Source organism: Spirosoma daeguense (genome assembly GCF_054776875.1).
This window is the reverse complement of sequence record NZ_BAAHBF010000010.1, coordinates 99,600-119,544: the sequence shown is the minus strand read 5'-3', so window position 1 is coordinate 119,544 and position 19,945 is coordinate 99,600. Positions and strand designations below refer to the sequence as shown.

Below are 19,945 nucleotides of genomic sequence, written 5' to 3'. Positions count from 1 at the left end.
TTTATTACAAACCGCTTGAAAGACCTGAATTATATCCTTGGAGGTATCCATAGTCACTCTAAGTAGATTCTGGGTCGCTAGTAGATCATCGGCCTGTTGTTAGCGTAGTCTGTTTGGTTGGGGTGAGTATGCCATATCGTCGAGAATGAGTCTTTTAAAAAAACAAAAGGTAGGGCATTAGTTCTGGCAACCAGTTAGTGTAGTAGTCCAATTTATTGCCACCCGCCACCCAGCGCCCGATATAAATCTGTGAAGGCAAAAAACTGTTGCTGTTTGGTGTTTATCAGGGCAAGTTCTGCTTCCAGTACGCTACGTTGTGCGGTGATCACTTCGAGATAGGATGCGTAACCGTTGGCGAAAAGGTCGTTCGACGTATTAACCGCTTTTTCGAGTACATCGACCTCCTGCGCCTGTAAATCCGCTACGTTATAGTAATTTTCTACACCTCGCAGATTGGTTGTTACCTCACTGAAACCCGTTAGGATGGTTTGTCGATAGCGATATAACGATTCCATAGCCTGTGCTTCTGATTGGCGGTAGTTTCCTTTCAGAAAACGTCGGTTTATGATCGGTGCCGATAGGCCACCCAACAGACCGGCCGCTATTGAAGCCGGGTTAAACAATACAGCCGTCCGAAACGCATTCAATCCAAGATAGGCATTCAGGTTCAGACTGGGTAGAAACTCCGCGCGCGCTACGTCAACATCAACATGGGCCGCCTGTAATTCGAGTTCGGCCTGCTGTATATCGGGCCGGCGGACAAGCATCTGAGCCGGTAGACCGGTTAGTACCTGACTCGGCAGTTCACGCTCCTGCAATGATTTTCCTCGAACAATTGGCTGTGGGTACCGACCCAGTAGCCTGTTCAACTGATTCTCAGCTTCAATTATTTGCTGCCGTACGCGTCCCTGCCGACTTCGGGTATTCAACAGTTGAGCGGTAAATTGCTGAACGGCCAACTCAGTTACTCGCCCGGCTTGTTTCTGAATACCGACTAACCCCAACGCATTCTGTTGCAGCTCAATGTTTTTTTGAATGATTTCCAGTTCGCCATCAAGGCCAAGCAGGGTGTAGTAATAGCGTGCTATCTCCGCGACCAATGCCGTAATTACAGCATGACGCCCTTTTTCGGAAGCCAGCAATCGTAAATAAGCCGCTTTCTTTCGATTACGAAGTTTTCCCCAAATGTCAACCTCCCATGTACTGCGAGCACCCAGAAAGTAGTCGGGTGTTGGGTTTGGAATGCGCTCATTTCCTCGAATGTTCTCAGATAGGTTCGTGTCAAAATTTCCTACGCCATTCATAGAGTATTTACCGTATCGATCTCCACCTGCCGAAGCAACCGCGTTAACCTGCGGAGCGAGGAAACCACGACTGTACTCAAAAGCAGCCCGAGCGGTCTCAATACGTTGGGTAGCGATACGTAAATCCAGATTACCCGCCAGTGCTGTATCGATGAGCTGAGCCAGATTTGGGTCAGAAAAAAATGTTCGCCAGTTCTGGCTGGCAATACCTGTTGAATCGCGCTGGCCTGCAAACGTAACAGGAATCGGTTTGGCTTTTGGCAGAATCAGGGATTTGGGCAACTGACAACTGCTCAGCAGACCTAAACCAAAGAGAAAATAACAACTGATTCGAATCGATTTATGAATGAACAATGGTGCCATTGACGTGTGGTTGAGTGGATTGACTGACCGAATGACCATCGGCTTTTGACGAATGAGAATCGGGTGACTCATCGTTGGTGTGCGAGTTCGAACTGAAACGCTGAGCAATTTTGGCAAAGAAGACAAAGAGCCCCGGTATGATTATAAGACCGAACAACGTACCGGTAAACATGCCGCCAGCCGCTGCCGTACCGATAGAACGGTTGCCCAGTTCGCCAGCGCCCGACGCCATACAGAGTGGAATAAGGCCCGCAATGAATGCAAAGGAGGTCATCAGAATCGGACGTAACCGCGAAACGGCTCCTTCTACCGCTGCGTCGACAATCGATAAACCTTCTTTATGCCGCTGGTTGGCAAACTCGACAATCAGAATGGCATTTTTACCCAACAACCCAATCAGCATGACCAGTGCCACCTGCGCATAAATATTATTCTGTAATCCAGTCAGTTGCAGAAAGGCGAACGAGCCGAATACACCCGTTGGTAGTGATAAAAGAACGGATAGTGGCAAGAATACACTTTCGTACTGAGCCATCAACAGGATGTATACAAACACCAGACAGATGGCAAAAATATACAGCGCCTGATCGCCCGACATCACTTCCTCCCGCGACATTCCCGACCATTCGAAGCCGAAACCTTTGGGCAGTTCTTTAGAAGCTACTTCTTCGATGGCCCGTATGGCATCACCGCTACTGTAGCCCGGTGCGGCATCGCCATTGATCATTGCCGAGGTATACATATTATAGCGGGTAAGCTGCTCAGGTCCGTAAACGCGTTCCAGTCGAACGAAATTTGAATAAGGAACCATTTCGCCCTGATCATTCTTGACGCGCATATTCAGTACGTCCTCAGGCTTGGTTCGATACACGGGTGCGGCCTGAACCATAACCTTGTACATTTGCCCGAAACGAATAAAGTTGGATGCATAAAAACTACCCATCATCGTTTGAAGCGTACTCATCGCATTGTCGATAGAAACCCCTTTCTGAGACGCCTTCTCCTGATCGACATGCAGCATATATTGCGGAAAGCTGGCATCGAAACTGGTAAACGCATCGCCGATTTCAGGACGTTTCTTCAAGGCCGCAATAAAACTCTGTGCAGCTTTGGCTGTTTGAGTCAGGTCGCCACTACGATTTTTGTCAAGCAAACGCAATTCAAATCCGCTGGAATTACCAAAACCCGGTACGGTAGGCGGTGGAAAGAACTGAATTGTGGCATCGGAAATACCCTGCGTTTTTTCCTCCAACGTAGCAATCAACTCCTGCACCGATACGTTCCGTTCATCCCAGTGCTTAAGATTAATCATCGCCATTCCGTAAGAAGCCCCTGCGCCATCGGTTAAAAGACTATATCCGGCCAGTGTCGATACGTTCTCAACGGCTTCCTGCTGAGAAGCAATCGTTTCGATAGCGTCCAGTACTTTCTCGGTTCTGTCTACGGTTGCTCCCGCCGGGGCGGTTACGTTCACATAAATCATCCCCTGATCTTCTGTCGGTATGAAACCGCCCGGCAGAATGGTACTGACGCCCCAGGTTCCTAGAATGAACAGCAATAGCAATCCCCACGTAACAACGCCCCGGTCAACAATCCGACGTAGCAGCGATTGGTATTTCCTTGCCAGCGATTCATATCCCCGGTTAAATTGGGCAAAGAATCGACCCAAAAGTCCCTTTTTCTCTCCATGAACAGGCCGAAGCAGAATGGCGCATAAAGCGGGGGTTAGCGTGAGTGCGTTGATGCCCGAAATCACAATGGCAATGGCCAGCGTAAGGGAGAATTGTCGGTAAAAAATTCCAACCGGACCCGATAAAAACGCTACGGGAACAAACACCGCCGACATTACCAACGTAATAGCAACAATAGCTCCGGCAATTTCTCCCATAGCCGCAAACGTAGCAGCGCGTGGCGATAAGGGGCCGTTGGCACCCGGCTCTTCCATCTTGGCATGAACGGCTTCCACTACCACAATAGCGTTATCGACCACAATACCGATAGCCAGCACCAGTGCAAACAGCGTTAGCAGATTAATTGAAAAACCGATCGAACTCATGAAAGCGAACGTACCAATCAGGGCTACTGGTACAGCCAGCGCACAAATCAACGTAGAGCGCCAGTCCTGTAAAAACAAAAACACGATGATAAAAACCAGCACAAAAGCTTCGATCAACGTACGAACCACTTCATGAATTGATGCGTCGAGAAAGCGTGATACGTCGTAGGCGTAGTTATACGTCATGCCTGACGGAAACGAGGTTTCTTTCAGCTCCTCCATTCGCGTTTTAACGGCAGCGATAACATCGCTGGCATTGGAACCGGGCCGCTGTTTGAGCATGATAGCCGCCGACGGTCGACCATCGTTTTTGGAAAGAATACCGTAATTCTGAGACCCGAATTCAACATCGGCAATATCTTTAAGACGTAGCAATGATCCATCAGGGTTTGTACGAAGGATAAGATTCTCGTACTGGGCCGGTTCGAAGAATTTACCCGTATAACGTAGTACGTATTGCAGTGTCTGGGGGGCACTGTCGGCACTTTCGCCCGCTTTCCCGGGAGCTGCTTCTACGTTCTGTTTCCGAATCCCGGCAACAACTTCATCGGGCGAAATATCATAGGCCGTCATCCGGTCAGGTTTGAGCCAGACACGCATGGAATAATCACGACTGCCCATGATAGCGGCAAAACCTACACCGTCGATCCGTTTCAGTTCGGCCAGTACGTTGATGTCGGCAAAGTTGTAGATGAACTTCTCATCAACTTTCGAATCGTTGCTCACGATGTTGAGATACAGAAGCATACTGTTTACTTCCTTTTCTGTCACCACACCCGCTTTAATGACCTCTTCCGGCAATTGGTCCATCACGGTTGTTACGCGGTTCTGTACGTTCACAGCCGCCAGATCAGGATCAGTACCAACTTTAAAGAATACAGTAATAAGCGTTGTTCCATCATTGCCCGACATCGACGTCATATAGGTCATGTTGGGTACGCCATTGATCGCCCGTTCGAGTGGAGTCGCTACCGCTTTAACGCATACGTCGGCGCTGGCACCAGTATAGCGGGTGGTTACTGTAACTGAAGGCGGCACAATTTCAGGAAACTGCGTAACCGGCAGACCTGTCAGTGCCAGTATGCCTAGCAAGACTATCAGAACAGAAATGGCCGTAGACAGCAATGGCCTTTTTATGAAGGTATTGAGCATAGTCGAGGATAAAAAAAGTAGAATGGGTAATGAAAAATGCAGAATGATTATGCCGTATTTGACTGGTAGTCAGGAGTTGATACGTTGACTACGTCTGCTGCATTTTTATCATCCATTATATTACTGAGCTGATGCGTACAGGGCTTGTACGTTTTTGGCAGGTAAAGGCTTGGGTACGATAGTCATGCCGTCTCGGAGGCTCTGAATTCCTTCGTATACAATTCGGTCGCCGGGCTCAAGCCCCGATTGAACAACATATAATTGATCGACGCGGCTACGGGGTACGAAACTTCTTGCCTTCACTTTATTATTGGCGTCTACCACATAGACGAAGTTTTTGTCCTGCACTTCAAAAACAGCTTTCTGGGGTACCAATACGGCATCGTCTACGTCCGTAGTGAGTCGAACTTTACCAGTAGCGCCATGACGTAGCAGGCGTTTTGGATTCGGGAAGGTGGCCCGAAAAGCAATTGTGCCGGAGTTATCTTCGAATTCGGTTTCGGTAGTTTCGATTTTCCCTTTATAAGGGTATGCCGAATCATCGGCCAGCAACAAGTCTACTTCGCGGACAATCGTTTTTTCGGGGTCGCGTCGTTTTTTGATAAAAGCAAGGTACTCTTTCTCCGATACGTTGAAATAAGCATACATCTGTCGAATGTCGGAAATGGCGGTTAGTAAGGCCCCTTCTTCAATCAGGCTTCCGCGTTTGAATGGCAATCGATTGATAACGCCGTCAAACGGAGCCCGGATGCTGGTCAGCGATTCGTGAAACTGAGCTTTTTTCAGAGCGGCTTTTGCTCCATTAATTGCCGAACGGGCCGTGGCTATTTTTGATTTGGCCAGCTTCAGTTCGGACGGAGAGATTACGTTTTTATCGACCAGTAATTTTACCCGATCCATTTCTACTTCGGCGGATTGCTCCTCCGCCATTGCACTTTCCAGCACTGACTGAGCCCGGTCGATCTCTACCTGATATTCGGTTGGGTTGAGCTGAAATAGGAGCTGGCCTTTGTGAACAGATTGACCTTCATCAACTAAAATCTTATCGAGATAACCAGCAACCCGAGCACGTATTTCAACATTTTGTACTGCTTCCAGACTGCTGGTATAATCATGATCCAGGGTTGCATCTTGACGTGTCAATTGAATAACCGGAAGCGACGGCTTCTTTTCCGTTTTTTTCTCCTGTGGGTCCGAACAACCTGTTATTATTGAGCCAATCAGGAGCGTTACTATGCTCAGATAGTATTGCATATATTGTCGTTGATCTTCTGAAATTGAACTAGTTAGTAAGTGTCGATCAGGCTGGTAGATAGCCTTGCTGATTCTATTGCAAGAAGATAATGGCAATTAAAGGGAGGCTTAAAATGCGCTTAGAATTTGCTTAGAGTCGCTGCAATTCATCTAAAAAATGGCTTAAGAAAAAACGCTACCCAAGATCTAGCTCAGGTAGCGTTCTGGTGGGCATTGTTCAACTATGCAAAAAGTAATCATTGATTGCTGGTATCCGTTTCTGGGGCAGCAATTTTCGCCAGATCTTTGTTATCAGGAAATAAATTCAGGCCTTTCGTCAGCCATTCTTTTCGGGCATTTTCATCCTTGGTAACCATCTCGTGATACGAAATCAGGTACTTAAAAGCGAGAACTAAATCCTTTTTATACCGATTCTGTTCTTCGGGCTTATCGGCTACCATGTTGGTAAACTGTTCAAAATAGGGCTTCGCTTTGCCTTTGAGTACGGCTTCTTCGGGTGTATAGGCGTAGTAATTCGCTTTTGCCCGATACAATACCGTTGGTGCATATTCGGGTGATGTTTTCTGAGCTAATGCCAGTGCGGAGTCTGCCATGGCGAATCGAACCGTATCCCGAACTAGTTTTCCGAGACTATCACGCTGGAAACCGAGGGTGTAATTGCTCATACCGTATCGGAACAGATCCTGTACATCGGCTTTGAAGCCATGTTTTGCGGCCGAATCAAGCGCAGCTACCGCTTCAGGATGTTTCTTGGCCCGGTAATAGTATTTAGCCATATCGCTGTACAAATTCTCCGTAGTATCGAACGGAGCCGCTTTTGCCAGATAACCTATGCCAATTGAATCATTAACTGCTTTGAGCGAATCGCTGACCGGGTTCTCAATACCTAAGTATGCATTCCCCAGATATTTATAATCGTCGGGCATGGCTTTATCGGGTGCTTTTTCCAGAAACGTAGTAATATTCTGAATTGCTTTCTGAGGTTGCTTTAGCGAGGAGTACGCCCAACCTTCGATACGATATACAATTGGATTCTGTGCCAGCGCCGTTCGGTTGCTGTCGATCAGGTTAACGGTACGTTGGTAGTCTTTGGCCAGAAAGTGAAACTGGGCCTGACGTAGCAACGTTTCCTGCCGTTTATCCTTCGCTACGTTCACATACTGATCAATGTAATTGGCAGCCTCTTTATAGCGATTGACTAGAAAATACAGCTCAGCCAATTGGTTGTAAGCAGGAGCGTAACTGGTATTGGCTTCAATCGCTTTTTTATAATTCTCGACCGCCAGATTGAGATTACGTCCCTGCCAGTAAATGTCGCCAATTCGCTGATACACCCGCGACGGATTCATACCTAACTCAAGGGCACTTTCATAGCACGACACGGCCGTACCAGCATCTTTGTTCAGGTAATATGCATCACCCAATGCTAATTGAATAGCCGAACTTTTCTTGTCTCGGTCGGCTGCCCGGTTCAGGAAATCAATGGCTTTGGCGGCATCTACCGCTTTCGTATAGATTGGTTTAATGGAACCGTTGCCGGGCGTGAGATAACCCGTATAGGCTTCGCCAATCCGAAACAGAATTTCCGCGTTTTTGCCTTTACTTTTGTCAATAACCTCATCGAGTTTGGGGCCTGCGTTAGCCGTGTCGTTTTGCACGAGATAGGTAAGCGCCGAACCGGTCTGGTTGAGTGGAAACCGCTTTTCGTCGAGGGAAATACCTTTAAAAAACCAGTTACGGGCCGAATCGGGTTTACCCGAACGTAAGTAGCCATAACCAGCGTCGAAATACGTTTGTATGGATGGATTTTGCTGAGCGTTTCGAGTGAGCATTCTGTTGGCTTCATCGAAACGCCCCAGATTCATCAACGTAGCTGCATCGGGAGCTGGTGTTTGCGCCGACGTAGCGCCTGACAGACCCAAAAGCAATAAACAGGTGAGTTGCGTTTTCATGCTGTGCTTTGGTTTAGACTCCGCCAGACGGTCAAATACGTTCTCTGGGGAAGCATCAGCAAGCTACCGTACGGGATTAAGAAAGGGCTTAAAGATTGCTTAGAATTGGCTTAGAAACAGCCCAAAACCTCGGCCTGGTTGAGTTAAGAAATCTGATCTCTGGAAATCTTCTGGGCTGCGAAACCGACATTTCGAAGAGCCTTTTCTACCAGATCGGTTATTCGATTGTCAGTGGTTTGAACGGTCAACAGTTTATCGGTCGAATCCGTATCGATATTCCAGCCATCAATCTGCTCTATGTTATTTAGCGGCAACGTAACAACTGCTACGTCCTCGCTGGTATTGATGTTCGTTTGGAAGTGAAGCGTTTCCATACATGGGTTGAGTTTGTTTGATGACTTAACTAAAAGAACCAGAAACTATCCCTCAATTGAAATTCGACCGACCCCAGATACATATCTTTTGTGAAAATCGACGCCCGATATGTTCCCGATTTTAAGGTCACATCTGGTGTAAGACTAAACGAAAGACGTTGCGGGTTTCGGTCAAAATTTACTTGCTGCTCGGCATGCACCGGAATATGCTCGTTTATGTTAGGTAACGTAACGGTTTTATTGCGCAGTACAGGTAGCATCGGATTCCGTTGCATATCGGTTAGGCTCAGGTAGACTTCCTGTTTTCCCTCAATCGAAAAAGAGTTTGGTACGTTGAGCGAGACCGTTAATGTCTTTGCTTTTTTTGCTTTTGCCGTAACTTTTTTGTTCGCCTTACTTACGGCAACCCGAAAGGCATCGCCTGTGATGGCAGAATGGGGTGCTGTAGCCACTAAACGGGCGTTCAATACTTTCTGCTTTTGTTCCAGCTCTTTTTTCTGGCTGATCAGTAACGCGTTTGACCGAATCTGCCAGTTTAATTTGTCATGCATGGCCGCCATCTGATTCTCCAGACTGTCGCGAATTAGTTTCAGTTGGCTAAGGCTATCGTTCAGACTCCGAATGCTACGTGTCTGTTGTATCCGGTTGTGCCGCAACGCTATTTCGCTACGTTCGCGCTGCCCTATCTGTTCATGTAATTTGTTGATACGTTTGTCCAGATACGCGTTATCATCAACCATTGTTTCCAGCTGTCGTTTTAATTCGCGGTTATCGCCTTCGAGCAGAAATTTTACGGATAGTAAGGAATCGGCACGTTGCTCAATCTGGTCGTAACGACTGGAATGCATACGGTCATTTTTCCAGTACATACCCCATACCAGACCCAGTATAATCAGCGTAGCCAGTGTCCATACCAGATTTGTATGATTACGTTCCGTTGTTTCCATAAGTTCTTTGGTTTGTAGTACGTGAAGGAATATGACAAAGCTGATACTGAGTCGTTATAGACGAATTAAAGACTCCTTAGAATTTGCTTAGATCGGTAGGCTACCTAAATCAACCGGCAACAATCTGCGTTACGTATAAAAAGGTATATCAAGTTCGAATGCAGTTTCCTACGTTTTCCCGGTATGCCCGTGTGCTCGCCTGGCTCGACCAGCATGTTTTTCGCCGATTCTATACCGATCGTGTCCGTCGAATTATCCTGCAAAGTTTACCTTTCTGGATTGCGTCTTTACTGGTTGGTTTAACAGCCGTCGGTTACGAAGAATTATTTGTCTGGGCTGAACATCTGAGCTTTGCCTGGTTTAGTAATGAACCCTTACTGGCGTTTATTATAATACCCGTAGCGTTCGTGCTGGCCTGGTTAGCGGTGCGGATGCTGGCTCCCGCAGCACGGGGAAGTGGTATTCCGCAGGTGATGGCAGGTATTGAACTATCGACCCCGACTCTGCACGGACGGACGGCTTATTTACTCAGTCTGCGCGTGGCCATTGTTAAAATACTTAGCAGCGTCGTTCTGCTGATGGGCGGAGGGGTAATTGGTCGGGAGGGACCGACGATTCAGATTTCAGCCGCTATTTTTCGGGCTATCAATCGATTACAGCCGTCTGGGTGGCCGAAACTGTCGCGCCAGATTGCGCTGGTTACGGGTGGTGCGGCTGGTTTAGCCGCTGCGTTCAATACACCGCTGGGCGGAATTGTTTTCGTTGTGGAAGAACTCACCCAAACGCACATAACCCGCTTCCGAACGGCTGTTTTTACTGCGGTTATCATTGCCGGAATGACGGCACAGGCTATTCAGGGGCCTTACCTGTATTTAGGCTTTCCGAAAGTGGTTGTTACAACGGGCTGGGTATTGGGCATTGTGGTATTGGTAGCCATTTTTTGCGGTCTGGCGGGAGCTTTATTTGCAAAAACGTTATTATGGATCAACGCCCGTCGCCAACGGCTTCGTAGCTGGCCGGAGCAGGTTGGCTGGGTTGTCGGCTGTGGCCTGTTACTGGCCGGCCTCGCCTTCTGGATTGGTGCCGATGCCATCGGAACGGGTAAGCCGATCATTAATCGGTTGTTGTTTCAGAACGATCATCTGACACCGTGGTATCTTTTTCCAGTTCGTTTTGCCGGTATGGCGCTCAGCTACAGTAGTGGCGGTGCGGGGGGGGTGTTTGCTACGTCGCTCAGTGCCGGTGCCATATTGGGCGATGCAATCGCCCGGCTGACCAACGTAGCACCGAGTGATACCAATTTGATTATACTGGTGAGTATGGTCAGTTTTCTGACAGGTGTGGTACGTTCGCCATTTACCGCAGCCATTCTAGTACTGGAAATGACAGACAGACATTCGGCAATATTTCAGTTATTGCTGGGCGGGCTTATGGCGCAAGGGGCAGCATCGCTAATTGATCCAGCTTCGTTTTACGAGCACTTAAAAGCTGGTTTTGTCCGGGAGGCCATGACGCAGGCGGCTCCTGCTGTTGTGAAGAAAGATCAACCTATAGAGCCGAAGGGAATGGACTAATGGCTTGTTCCTACTGACGTAGTGTTTACTTTCTATCGTTTTACTAAGCCCGGTACGTCGACAATCCAGAGAAGCAATAATGTTAGCATAAATAAGACTGTCATGAATATCATTAGCCAATCTGGTTTTTGGGGTGGTTCTTTGCCAAATAGCTTCTTATCCTCATTTTGGGTTTGTTTTGGAACAGGCCCTGGCGGAAAAAAAGGAGTATATGGTAATAGTGAGTTTTCATTGATAATTGACATGATATGAGTACGTTAAGCCTGTAGTCTATCCAGAATTTGCGTTCTGAATATATAAGCATAAGAAATCTGTTACGTAGTGGCCATTACGGTGTTAAAGGAAAATCAAATGTGCTGATCCAGCCTTAAGATTCGCTGATAAATTCCTTAGAATCTGCTTAGAGAATGTGGGCTAGAGAGGAAGCTCAATGGCAAAAACCGTTGGTTGGCCCGCCATCGATGTAACGCCAATCCGACCGCCATGCAAACGGATAATACGCTCAACTAGCGATAACCCTACACCATACCCCTGAATATTATCGGTCTGGCGACTTCGGTAGAAAGGCTCAAAAATATACGGCAGATCATCCGAAGGAATCGGGCGGCCTGTGTTCTGTATCTGAATACGTACTACGTTCTGATCGAAATTAATGTGCAGCAGCGCCTGACCATTATCCGAAAACTTACAGGCATTTTCCGTCAGGTTTTTCAGCGCTGTTTCCAGCAACGTTTTATTACCTTGTACTGTCAATTGATCCGGTTCATCGGGTAATTCGCCTAAAGTTACCTTTACGTCATACTGAGGGTTCAGGCTCATGACCTGCTGACGAATATCCCATATAATCTCGTCCATACGGACCGCATCGGTGAGCAGGCTGGTGGCTCCATCCTGATTCACTTTTGAGAGCTGCAACAGTTCATGTGTAAGGATGGTTAGTTCGCCAACATCGTCCAGCACAGAACGTATCGTTTGCCGATACGCTTCAGGATTGCGCTGATTTAACAGGCTGACTTCCAGTTGCGAACTGATCTGTGTAAGTGGATTTTTTAGCTCGTGTGATACGTTGGCGACAAACATTCGCTGCAATCGGAACGACTCGGCCACCCGATCTAATAATCGGTTGATCGTTGCTGATAATCGGCTGATTTCATCGTTATCACTGTCGATCTGTAAGCGCTCTTTCTGATTGTTCGGGAAAATAGCATTTACAATTCGATCAATCTGCTGCATCGGTCGCAGGGCATCGCCGGAAAAGAACCAGCCTGATAAAGCGGTGATCCCAGCAATCAGAAAAAAAAGTCCCGTTAATGCCCAAAACAGCCGTCTTAAAAATTCATCCCCATACGTATTCTCGGCACTGGCAATAACGACAAGCTGCCCCGATGCAGTCATGAACCGAACTCCTGACAGGTAATATCCATTCTGCTGGAAATCCCGACGTTTCTTTTTTCGAATACTTGTAAGCATCGATTCCGAAATCGTCAGAGGCAACCGTTCATTGGTGTGGATAATAATTCTGTTCCGATTATCATAAACAATGATTTTCTGGTTGGGTAGCTGGTCTTTCCGAATCTGACTCAGTTGCTGAACTAGTTTTGCATCCAGTCGGTGCCGAATGAGCATATCCCCAATTGTATTCGCTTTTCGATCTAATCGTCGGTAAAAATCGGACGAGATAAAATACCAGCAGAACGTATAAATACTAACAAACGCCAGCAGCAGAATGCTGGATACCAGGCCCGTAAAGCGTAAGGTCAACCGTTTGCGAATAGTCATGGTGAAATTGGCAGGGAGTAGCAGGGCTGGCTCGGTACAGCGGGGTTATTCCGACTACTCCCCGCCTAATAAATTGCCCTGCTACCCCTTACTATTCTTCCTTAAACATATAACCCATACCAAAATGGGTGTGAATCAGTTTCTTGGGGAAATCTCTATCCATTTTTTTGCGGAGGTAATTGATATACACTTCCACTACGTTGGTGCCCGTATCAAAATTCAGATCCCATACGTGTTCGGCGATTTCCGGTTTCGACAAAACCCTTCCCTGATTGCGCATCAGAAATTCTAGCAGAGCAAACTCACGGGCTGTTAACTCAATTAGTTTGCCATCACGTATTACCGTCTTGGCATCCAGATTCATCTCTATTCCTCCATAACGTATTGTTTGAGCCGTCATAGCTACCTGTGTACCTCGCTTGGTCAGTGCACGCACCCGTGCCAGTAATTCACCAAACTGAAACGGTTTTGTCAGGTATTGATCCGCTCCCGCGTCGAAGCCCGAAATTTTATCTTCCGTTTCACCTAGCGCAGTCAGCATCAAAATGGGCGTAGTGAGCCCTTCTGCCCGCAATTGCCGACAAAGTTCATAGCCATTTAGTCCCGGCAGAATCAGATCGGTAATAATTGCGGCATAATTGTTTTTCAACGCCAGCCGCCGGGCAATTAGTCCGTCATAAGCTATATCTACTTCAAACTGACTTTCTTCCAGCCCCTGCTGAATAGCCTGCAGCGTTTTGACTTCGTCTTCAACCACTAAGAGCTTCATAGTCTGCGGAAAGGTTTAGAGATCACTCAAATAAACGGCTTTAAGGCAATGGTGTTCTAAGTAAATTCTAAGTTCTCTTTAAGGAGTGCCTTATTAGTCTCGTCTACTTTTCGGGAAGTAGCGTAGTAAATGCGCTCATGGCAACGTTGAAAGTGGCTCTGTTTTCTCACTGACAGAGCGCTATCAACGATTGCCTAATGCCTCCTAACTCGCTCGTTATCTAAATAATTATCTGATTATGACGTATTTAATTATCGCAATTATAATTCTGGTTATCGGTATACTGAGTTATTTCAGCAGTGCATGGTTCGGCTTTCGCGCTTCGGGGACTGACTCCCTTCCTCCACACTATAGTCATCTGCTCCGACGTCTGAATCAGGAAAAACAACAAACCGATACGCATCAAAATGCCAATAGTAACGACTAGCCCGATAGACGTAGCGTAATTAACTTATTCGCTAATTTCCAATACGTTACCCATACGATATAATAGTGTTTCTACGTCCTGTTGCCGGGCCAGCCGATAACGGGCAAACGATTGACCCGACCCCACTTTTACCGTATACGCCCAGTTTGGCAACTGCCGAAACATGTCTTCATCGGTCGTATCATCGCCCATACTGGCAATGAAATCGTATGATTTGTGATCGAGAATGGTGAGCGCAACGGTGCCTTTGCTATGTTGTGCGGCTTTCACTTCCACAACCTTATTTCCCTGAATAACTGATAACGGAATCGAAAACGAGGCACTACGTAGCAGATTTGCTAGCTCAATTGCCTGTGTTTCAGTATCCTCAGATTCAGCCATTCGGTAATGCCAGACAAGCGCAGTTTCTTTTTCTTCTATAAACGAACCGGCGAATCGATTCACGAACTCATTCATCGTCGAACGTACTGCGGTCACCCAGTCGTCGGTCGATAAATCGAGCCGTTCCCAGGGGTGATCGGCCTTTTTCAGAAAAGCGCCGTGCTCGGCAACCAGATGAACAGGAATGTTGCTGAATGTTTTTTCCAGAAAGGCCCGATTTCGACCGCTGATAACCACCACGTCGCTATGTTCGGCCAAATGCAGTAACGTATTTTTTAATGATTCCGACGGCCGGGCATCGGCCGGGTTATTCACAATGGGTGCCAACGTACCGTCGAAATCAAGCAGTAATAAGCGTTGGCGAGCTTCATCAAACGCACTGACAAACGACTCTACCGGCAAGTCGGTTTCCAGTTCCTGCTGCTGATTCGCTACGTCGTTGAAGGCAACCAGAAAATCGTTGCTCCAGCGAAATACGTTATGGTTTTGCAAGTGCTTCCGCATATGTAACATTCGTTGTTTCTGTTCTGATTCAGGCATTTCCAGCCCTTGCCGGATTGCTTCGGCCATTTCCTGCGTATCGGTCGGGTTAATAATCAATGCATCCTGTAATTCCCGAGCCGCTCCGGCTAACTCACTCAATATCAACACTCCCTTATGATCGTAACGGCTGGCAACAAACTCTTTACAGACTAGATTCATCCCATCACGAATCGGTGTAATCAGGGCAATGTCGCAGGCGGTATACAAAGCCAGCAGTTCGGTGAATGTCAATGAATTGTAGGAATACACAATCGGACGCCAGCCAATAGTGCCAAACCGCCCGTTGATTCGGCCAATTGTTTCCTCGATCTCCCGCTTAAGCTCTTGATACTGACCAATTTTATCGCGCGATGGAACAACCGTCATCACAAACGTTACGTTGTTGTGCCAGTCTGGATTATGCATCAAAAACCATTCGTACCCCTGCAATCGATAAATAATGCCCTTCGTATAATCGAGCCGATCGACGGAGAAAATAACTTTGTTGTGCCGCAGCAGCTCCTGATAGTGCTCACGCATGGTAATCACATCGTTCTCCTGTCCACTCGCATTAAACTTGTGAAAATCAATACTGATTGGAAAGTCTTTTACCACGACAGAACGATCTGCCAGCACAATACGTGAGCCAAGCATAGGCAACTCCAGCACTTCGGCCACACACTGGAGAAAATGCTGGACGTAATCCGTTGTATGAAACCCAACCACATCAGCCCCTACAATGCCATTGATCAGCATATGCCGCCAGGTACGGGGCAGCAGTTTTACGATTTCGTAATTGGGAAAAGGAATATGAAAAAAATAGCCAATGGTAGCATCGGGTACGGCACGCCGAAGCATATCGGGCAAAAGCATCAACTGAAAATCGTGAATCCAGACCAGATCGCCGGGTTCGATTAACTTGGTTAATTCTTCCAGAAAGCGTGCATTGGCTTGTTGATAGCGCTGAAAATCAGCATCTTTAAACGATGCGTATGAAGGGAAATAATGAAAAAGCGGCCATATTAAATCATTACTGAAACCATAATAAAAACCCGTATGTACTTCCTCGTCCATAAAAACCGGATGGGCTACGAACGTATCATTCTCAAGCATGGCTGGGTGCGCCTGTTGCAACGACGTATCGCCATGACCGACCCAGTGGATTTTGGTTTCCAGATTATCCTGTTTTTGCCCCATTTGCTCAGCCATCGACAAAACTGCCGAAACCAGTCCGCCGGAATTCTGACGTAGTTCTGTACCTACCTCAGTTTGCTGAATCGTGAATGGAAGTCGATAGGAAACAATCAATAATCGCTTGAAAGAAGAATTAAATGTCTGCATGTATTGTGCGTATTTCTGAACGCTCAGTGTCTTAAACAAAAGACGCACGCAGGAATTAGAGGGGGCTTAAGCAATTCTTAGAAACTCCTTAGAACTCATAAAATCAACCTGATTTTCAGTGACATTTCTGTCTTCTAAGTAATTTCTAAGCAGATTATAAGTGAATTTTTAAATCGAAATCGGAAGTTGCCAAAAGCTCGATGTGGTAGCAATGCCCACATCGGCGCAACAAATTTTGACTTGAACGCACTTATGACAGAACATACGATAGACTTAGGTAATAACCTCCGCTGGTATAAGGATGCTGTTATTTACGAACTTCACATCAAAGCCTTCTGCGATGGCAATAACGACGGAATTGGCGATTTTCAGGGGTTACTCAGCAAGCTGGACTACCTTCAGGAGTTAGGCATTACGGCTATCTGGCTACTTCCTTTCTATCCGTCGCCCCTGCGCGATGATGGCTATGATATTGCAGATTATTACACCATCAATCCGTCATATGGTACCATCGGCGAGTTTAAAAACCTGCTCGACGAAGCCCATCAACGCAATCTGAAAGTAATTACCGAACTCGTTATTAACCATACATCCGACCAGCACCCGTGGTTTCAGTGTGCCCGAAGAGCACCCAAAGGATCGCCCGAACGCGACTACTACGTCTGGACCGATGATCCTGACCAATACAAGGATGTACGGATTATTTTTCAGGATTTCGAGCAATCGAACTGGACCTGGGATTCGGAAGCGCAACAATATTACTGGCATCGCTTTTTCTATCATCAGCCCGATCTGAATTACGATAATCCGCTTGTTCAGGACGAAATTTTCAAAATCATCGATTTCTGGTGCTCGATGGGTGTTGATGGCTTTCGGCTGGATGCGGTTCCGTACCTGTTCGAGCGGGAAGGAACCAACGGCGAAAATCTACCCGAAACCCACGCCTTTCTGAAGCGGCTTCGTGAGCATGTCGATACGTACTTTCCGGGAGTTGCTTTTCTGGCCGAAGCCAATATGTGGCCCGAAGATTCGGCTTCCTATTTCGGCAACGGCGACGAATGCCACATGAATTACCATTTTCCGGTAATGCCTCGCCTGTTTATGGCCTTGCAGATGGAAGATCGGTATCCCATCAGCGACATTTTCGAGCAAACGCCTGCCATTCCTGATACGTGCCAATGGGCTATTTTTCTGCGTAATCACGATGAGCTGACCCTCGAAATGGTTACCGATGAAGAACGGGATTATATGTACAAGACCTATGCCCGAGATCCCAAAGCACGTATCAATCTGGGCATTCGTCACCGACTGGCTCCGTTACTTGGCAACAACCGGAAGAAAATAGAACTGATGAACAGTCTGCTGTTTTCGCTACGTGGCACACCGGTTATTTATTACGGCGACGAAATCGGGATGGGCGATAATGTATATCTGGGCGATCGCGATGGCGTTCGCACACCCATGCAATGGTCGCCCGACCGGAACGCCGGATTTTCGAAGGCCAATCCGCACAAACTTTACCTACCCACCATTCTCGATCCCGAGTATCATTTTGAATCGGTAAATGTTGAAACGCAACGTACCAACACGTCGTCGCTGTTCTGGTTCATGAAGCGGATGATCACCATTCGGAAGCGATATAAAGCGTTTGGACGGGGGGATTTACAATTTCTGAACGTCGAAAATTCGAAAGTGCTGGCCTTCACACGTACCTACGAAGACGAAACGTTATTAATTATCATCAATTTATCGAAGTATTCACAACCCGCAGCGGTCGAATTGGCGGGCTTTAGTGGCTACGTTCCGGTCGATGTATTTAGCCGGAATGCCTTTCCGGCGGTTTCCGAAAGCGAGACCTATTTCTTTACGTTAGCCCCACACGATTATCAGTGGTTTGTGCTGGAAAAAGCTCATACAGCCGTCCAGCCACCTTTTCAATTACCTGAACTTCGGGTGGCACTCTGGGGGCAAATCCTGAATAACGGCACTCGCGAACGCCTGGAAACCAACGTATTACCCGACTATCTGCTCCGAACCGACTGGTTCCGCGAAAAACAGCAGACCATACGTAGCGTGACTATTGTTAATCACGCTCCTTTACTGCTACCGGTCGGGTCGGCCTATATACTTTTACTCGAAGTTTCGTATGAGCATGGGCTCCCCGAAATTTTCCAGTTATGTATCGCTTTTGCCGATGAGTTGCAGGCGGCCAAATTGATACAGAACACGCCACAGGCTATGCTCGCTAAGCTCGAACTGGGGCATGAATCCGGGTTTCTCTGCGATGGCCTGTATCTTCCAGAAGTGCAACAGGCGTTTGTTCAGAAAATGGCTCAGAAAGCTCAGTATAACGGCGGAAATCTTGTTTTTCAGGGTAAATCGACACTGGAGGATTATCTGCAAAGCCACGATTCAGTAAAACCAAAATTAATTTCGTCCAATTCAGCTTACACAGCCATCGCCTACGATTATCATTATCTGTTGAAGGTGTTCAGGCGAGTCGATGTACGGGCAAATCCAGATGCAGAACTCACTCAGTTCTTGTCTGAGCAGGTGGGTTTCCCAAACGTTCCAACGCTAGCGGGGTCGCTTGACATGTATTCGGCAGGCGAACCGATTATGCTAGGTGTATTGCAGGAAATGAATGCGTGGCACGATACAGGAAAATGCTACGTACTCGAACGTATCGACAATTTCATCGAACGTATTCTGGCACGTAATCAAACACAGTTGGCAATATCGTTGGCAACGCCCATGGGATCACTCAGCCAGCCTGTCGCATTCAGTACGTTACCGTTCGAAACACAAGAGTTAATTGGTCACCGGGCCGCCCAGCAGATACGGCTTCTGGGCATACGTATCGGGCAGATGCACAACGCATTAGCCTCCGACAGTATGAATCGCGATTTTGCCCCAGAAGATTTCTCTCTGCATTATCAGCGATCATTGTTTTCGGGCCTACAATCACTGGTTCGTGAAAATTACCAGACCCAGAAACGGAATCTGCAACGGCTTCCCAACGACATACGACAGGACGTAGAACACGTTCTGGGGCAAAAAGACATTATTCTGAATCTCCTAAAACGGATTTATTCGAAAAAACTTGACACCACGAAAATTCGAATTCATGGTGATCTTCAACTTGAGCGGATTCTGTTGACGGGGAAAGATATTCTCATTCAGGATTTTGGCGGTGACCATACCCGTAGTTATAGCGAACGTCGGTTGAAGCGATCTCCTCTGCGCGACGTAGCGGCCATGATTCGCTCGTTTTACTACGTATGTTACGAAGGGTTTCTGCAAAACAATCAGGTGCTGGCCGACGATACGGTTCAACTGCTTCCTTACGCTGAATTCTGGGCGAGATGCATGACTAATTTTTTCATGGAAGCGTATCAGGAAACAACGCAGGATTGCTCATTTATTCCTGATCAGCCCGCCGACCTTCAAATGATGCTGGAAGTTTATCTGCTTGAAAAAGCCATTTCGGATTTGACAAATGAACTGGAAAACCGACCCGACTGGGTACGTATTCCGTTACAAATCATCCAATCGATTACGAACCAGACAGGATTACAGGCTTTCGTATTCGACCCGCAGGAGGCTGAGGCCGTGGCAAGTACCACCGCTGATATTTAATCGTTTACATAGTGTACTGATGCAGTTGCTGATTTTTCGTTTTTGGGGATCAGCGACTGTATCAGTACGTTCTTACTGTTGGCCTATGAACGCACGTAACAAAAGGCAGGT

12 protein-coding genes are annotated in these 19,945 nt (G+C 47.2%); 3 read left to right on the top strand and 9 right to left on the bottom strand.

Annotated features, from left to right (window positions below):
• Window positions 1–212: 212 nt before the first annotated feature.
• From ACYVD4_RS28065 to ACYVD4_RS28040, 6 genes are all read right to left on the bottom strand, one after another.
• Complete coding sequence (locus ACYVD4_RS28065) at window positions 213–1,667, bottom strand: TolC family protein (RefSeq protein ID WP_460951294.1); 1,455 nt, start codon at window positions 1,665–1,667, stop codon at window positions 213–215.
• Window positions 1,645–4,875, bottom strand: a complete 3,231-nt coding sequence (locus ACYVD4_RS28060; RefSeq protein ID WP_460951292.1) for an efflux RND transporter permease subunit — start codon at window positions 4,873–4,875, stop codon at window positions 1,645–1,647. The genes ACYVD4_RS28065 and ACYVD4_RS28060 overlap by 23 nt, the downstream gene beginning before the upstream one ends.
• A 120-nt stretch (window positions 4,876–4,995) precedes the next feature.
• Complete coding sequence (locus ACYVD4_RS28055; RefSeq protein ID WP_460951290.1) at window positions 4,996–6,129, bottom strand: efflux RND transporter periplasmic adaptor subunit; 1,134 nt, start codon at window positions 6,127–6,129, stop codon at window positions 4,996–4,998.
• A gap of 236 nt (window positions 6,130–6,365) precedes the next feature.
• Complete coding sequence (locus tag ACYVD4_RS28050; RefSeq protein WP_460951288.1) at window positions 6,366–8,081, bottom strand: tetratricopeptide repeat protein; 1,716 nt, start codon at window positions 8,079–8,081, stop codon at window positions 6,366–6,368.
• Between the two features lie 143 nt (window positions 8,082–8,224).
• A complete protein-coding gene (locus ACYVD4_RS28045; protein ID WP_460951286.1) occupies window positions 8,225–8,455 on the bottom strand; it encodes a copper chaperone in 231 nt (76 codons plus the stop codon).
• A gap of 29 nt (window positions 8,456–8,484) precedes the next feature.
• Window positions 8,485–9,402 (bottom strand): hypothetical protein, encoded by a 918-nt coding sequence (locus ACYVD4_RS28040; protein WP_460951284.1) that lies wholly within the window; start codon window positions 9,400–9,402, stop codon window positions 8,485–8,487.
• Window positions 9,403–9,560: 158 nt separating this feature from the next.
• On the opposite strand from ACYVD4_RS28040, the gene ACYVD4_RS28035 reads away from it, so the two are divergent.
• Window positions 9,561–10,976, top strand: a complete 1,416-nt coding sequence (locus tag ACYVD4_RS28035; RefSeq protein WP_460951282.1) for a chloride channel protein — start codon at window positions 9,561–9,563, stop codon at window positions 10,974–10,976.
• Window positions 10,977–11,390: 414 nt separating this feature from the next.
• On the opposite strand, the gene ACYVD4_RS28030 is transcribed toward ACYVD4_RS28035, so the two are convergent.
• Window positions 11,391–12,755: a sensor histidine kinase gene (locus ACYVD4_RS28030; protein WP_460951280.1), complete on the bottom strand. Its 1,365-nt coding sequence runs from the start codon at window positions 12,753–12,755 to the stop codon at window positions 11,391–11,393.
• A gap of 91 nt (window positions 12,756–12,846) precedes the next feature.
• Complete coding sequence (locus ACYVD4_RS28025; RefSeq protein WP_460951279.1) at window positions 12,847–13,524, bottom strand: response regulator transcription factor; 678 nt, start codon at window positions 13,522–13,524, stop codon at window positions 12,847–12,849.
• Window positions 13,525–13,762: 238 nt separating this feature from the next.
• Here ACYVD4_RS28025 and ACYVD4_RS28020 point away from each other — a divergent pair, with 238 nt between their 5' ends.
• The gene (locus ACYVD4_RS28020; protein WP_460951277.1) at window positions 13,763–13,951 is read left to right on the top strand and encodes a hypothetical protein; all 189 of its coding nucleotides are present in this window, start codon (window positions 13,763–13,765) and stop codon (window positions 13,949–13,951) included.
• Window positions 13,952–13,975: 24 nt separating this feature from the next.
• Here ACYVD4_RS28020 and ACYVD4_RS28015 read toward each other — a convergent pair whose 3' ends face one another.
• The gene (locus ACYVD4_RS28015; RefSeq protein ID WP_460951275.1) at window positions 13,976–16,195 is read right to left on the bottom strand and encodes a bifunctional alpha,alpha-trehalose-phosphate synthase (UDP-forming)/trehalose-phosphatase; all 2,220 of its coding nucleotides are present in this window, start codon (window positions 16,193–16,195) and stop codon (window positions 13,976–13,978) included.
• Window positions 16,196–16,447: 252 nt separating this feature from the next.
• On the opposite strand from ACYVD4_RS28015, the gene treS reads away from it, so the two are divergent.
• Entirely contained in the window at window positions 16,448–19,834 is a 3,387-nt protein-coding gene (gene treS, locus ACYVD4_RS28010; protein ID WP_460951273.1) for a maltose alpha-D-glucosyltransferase, read from the top strand.
• Window positions 19,835–19,945: the final 111 nt, after the last annotated feature.

Coding starts and splice junctions, on each gene's coding strand:
- ACYVD4_RS28025 (WP_460951279.1), bottom strand. CDS start 13,524: ATGAAGCTCTTAGTGGTTGAAGACGAAGTCAAAACGCTGCAGGCTATT.
- ACYVD4_RS28065 (WP_460951294.1), bottom strand. CDS start 1,667: ATGGCACCATTGTTCATTCATAAATCGATTCGAATCAGTTGTTATTTT.
- ACYVD4_RS28050 (WP_460951288.1), bottom strand. CDS start 8,081: ATGAAAACGCAACTCACCTGTTTATTGCTTTTGGGTCTGTCAGGCGCT.
- ACYVD4_RS28055 (WP_460951290.1), bottom strand. CDS start 6,129: ATGCAATACTATCTGAGCATAGTAACGCTCCTGATTGGCTCAATAATA.
- ACYVD4_RS28020 (WP_460951277.1), top strand. CDS start 13,763: ATGACGTATTTAATTATCGCAATTATAATTCTGGTTATCGGTATACTG.
- ACYVD4_RS28060 (WP_460951292.1), bottom strand. CDS start 4,875: ATGCTCAATACCTTCATAAAAAGGCCATTGCTGTCTACGGCCATTTCT.
- ACYVD4_RS28015 (WP_460951275.1), bottom strand. CDS start 16,195: ATGCAGACATTTAATTCTTCTTTCAAGCGATTATTGATTGTTTCCTAT.
- treS (WP_460951273.1), top strand. CDS start 16,448: ATGACAGAACATACGATAGACTTAGGTAATAACCTCCGCTGGTATAAG.
- ACYVD4_RS28030 (WP_460951280.1), bottom strand. CDS start 12,755: ATGACTATTCGCAAACGGTTGACCTTACGCTTTACGGGCCTGGTATCC.
- ACYVD4_RS28040 (WP_460951284.1), bottom strand. CDS start 9,402: ATGGAAACAACGGAACGTAATCATACAAATCTGGTATGGACACTGGCT.
- ACYVD4_RS28035 (WP_460951282.1), top strand. CDS start 9,561: ATGCAGTTTCCTACGTTTTCCCGGTATGCCCGTGTGCTCGCCTGGCTC.
- ACYVD4_RS28045 (WP_460951286.1), bottom strand. CDS start 8,455: ATGGAAACGCTTCACTTCCAAACGAACATCAATACCAGCGAGGACGTA.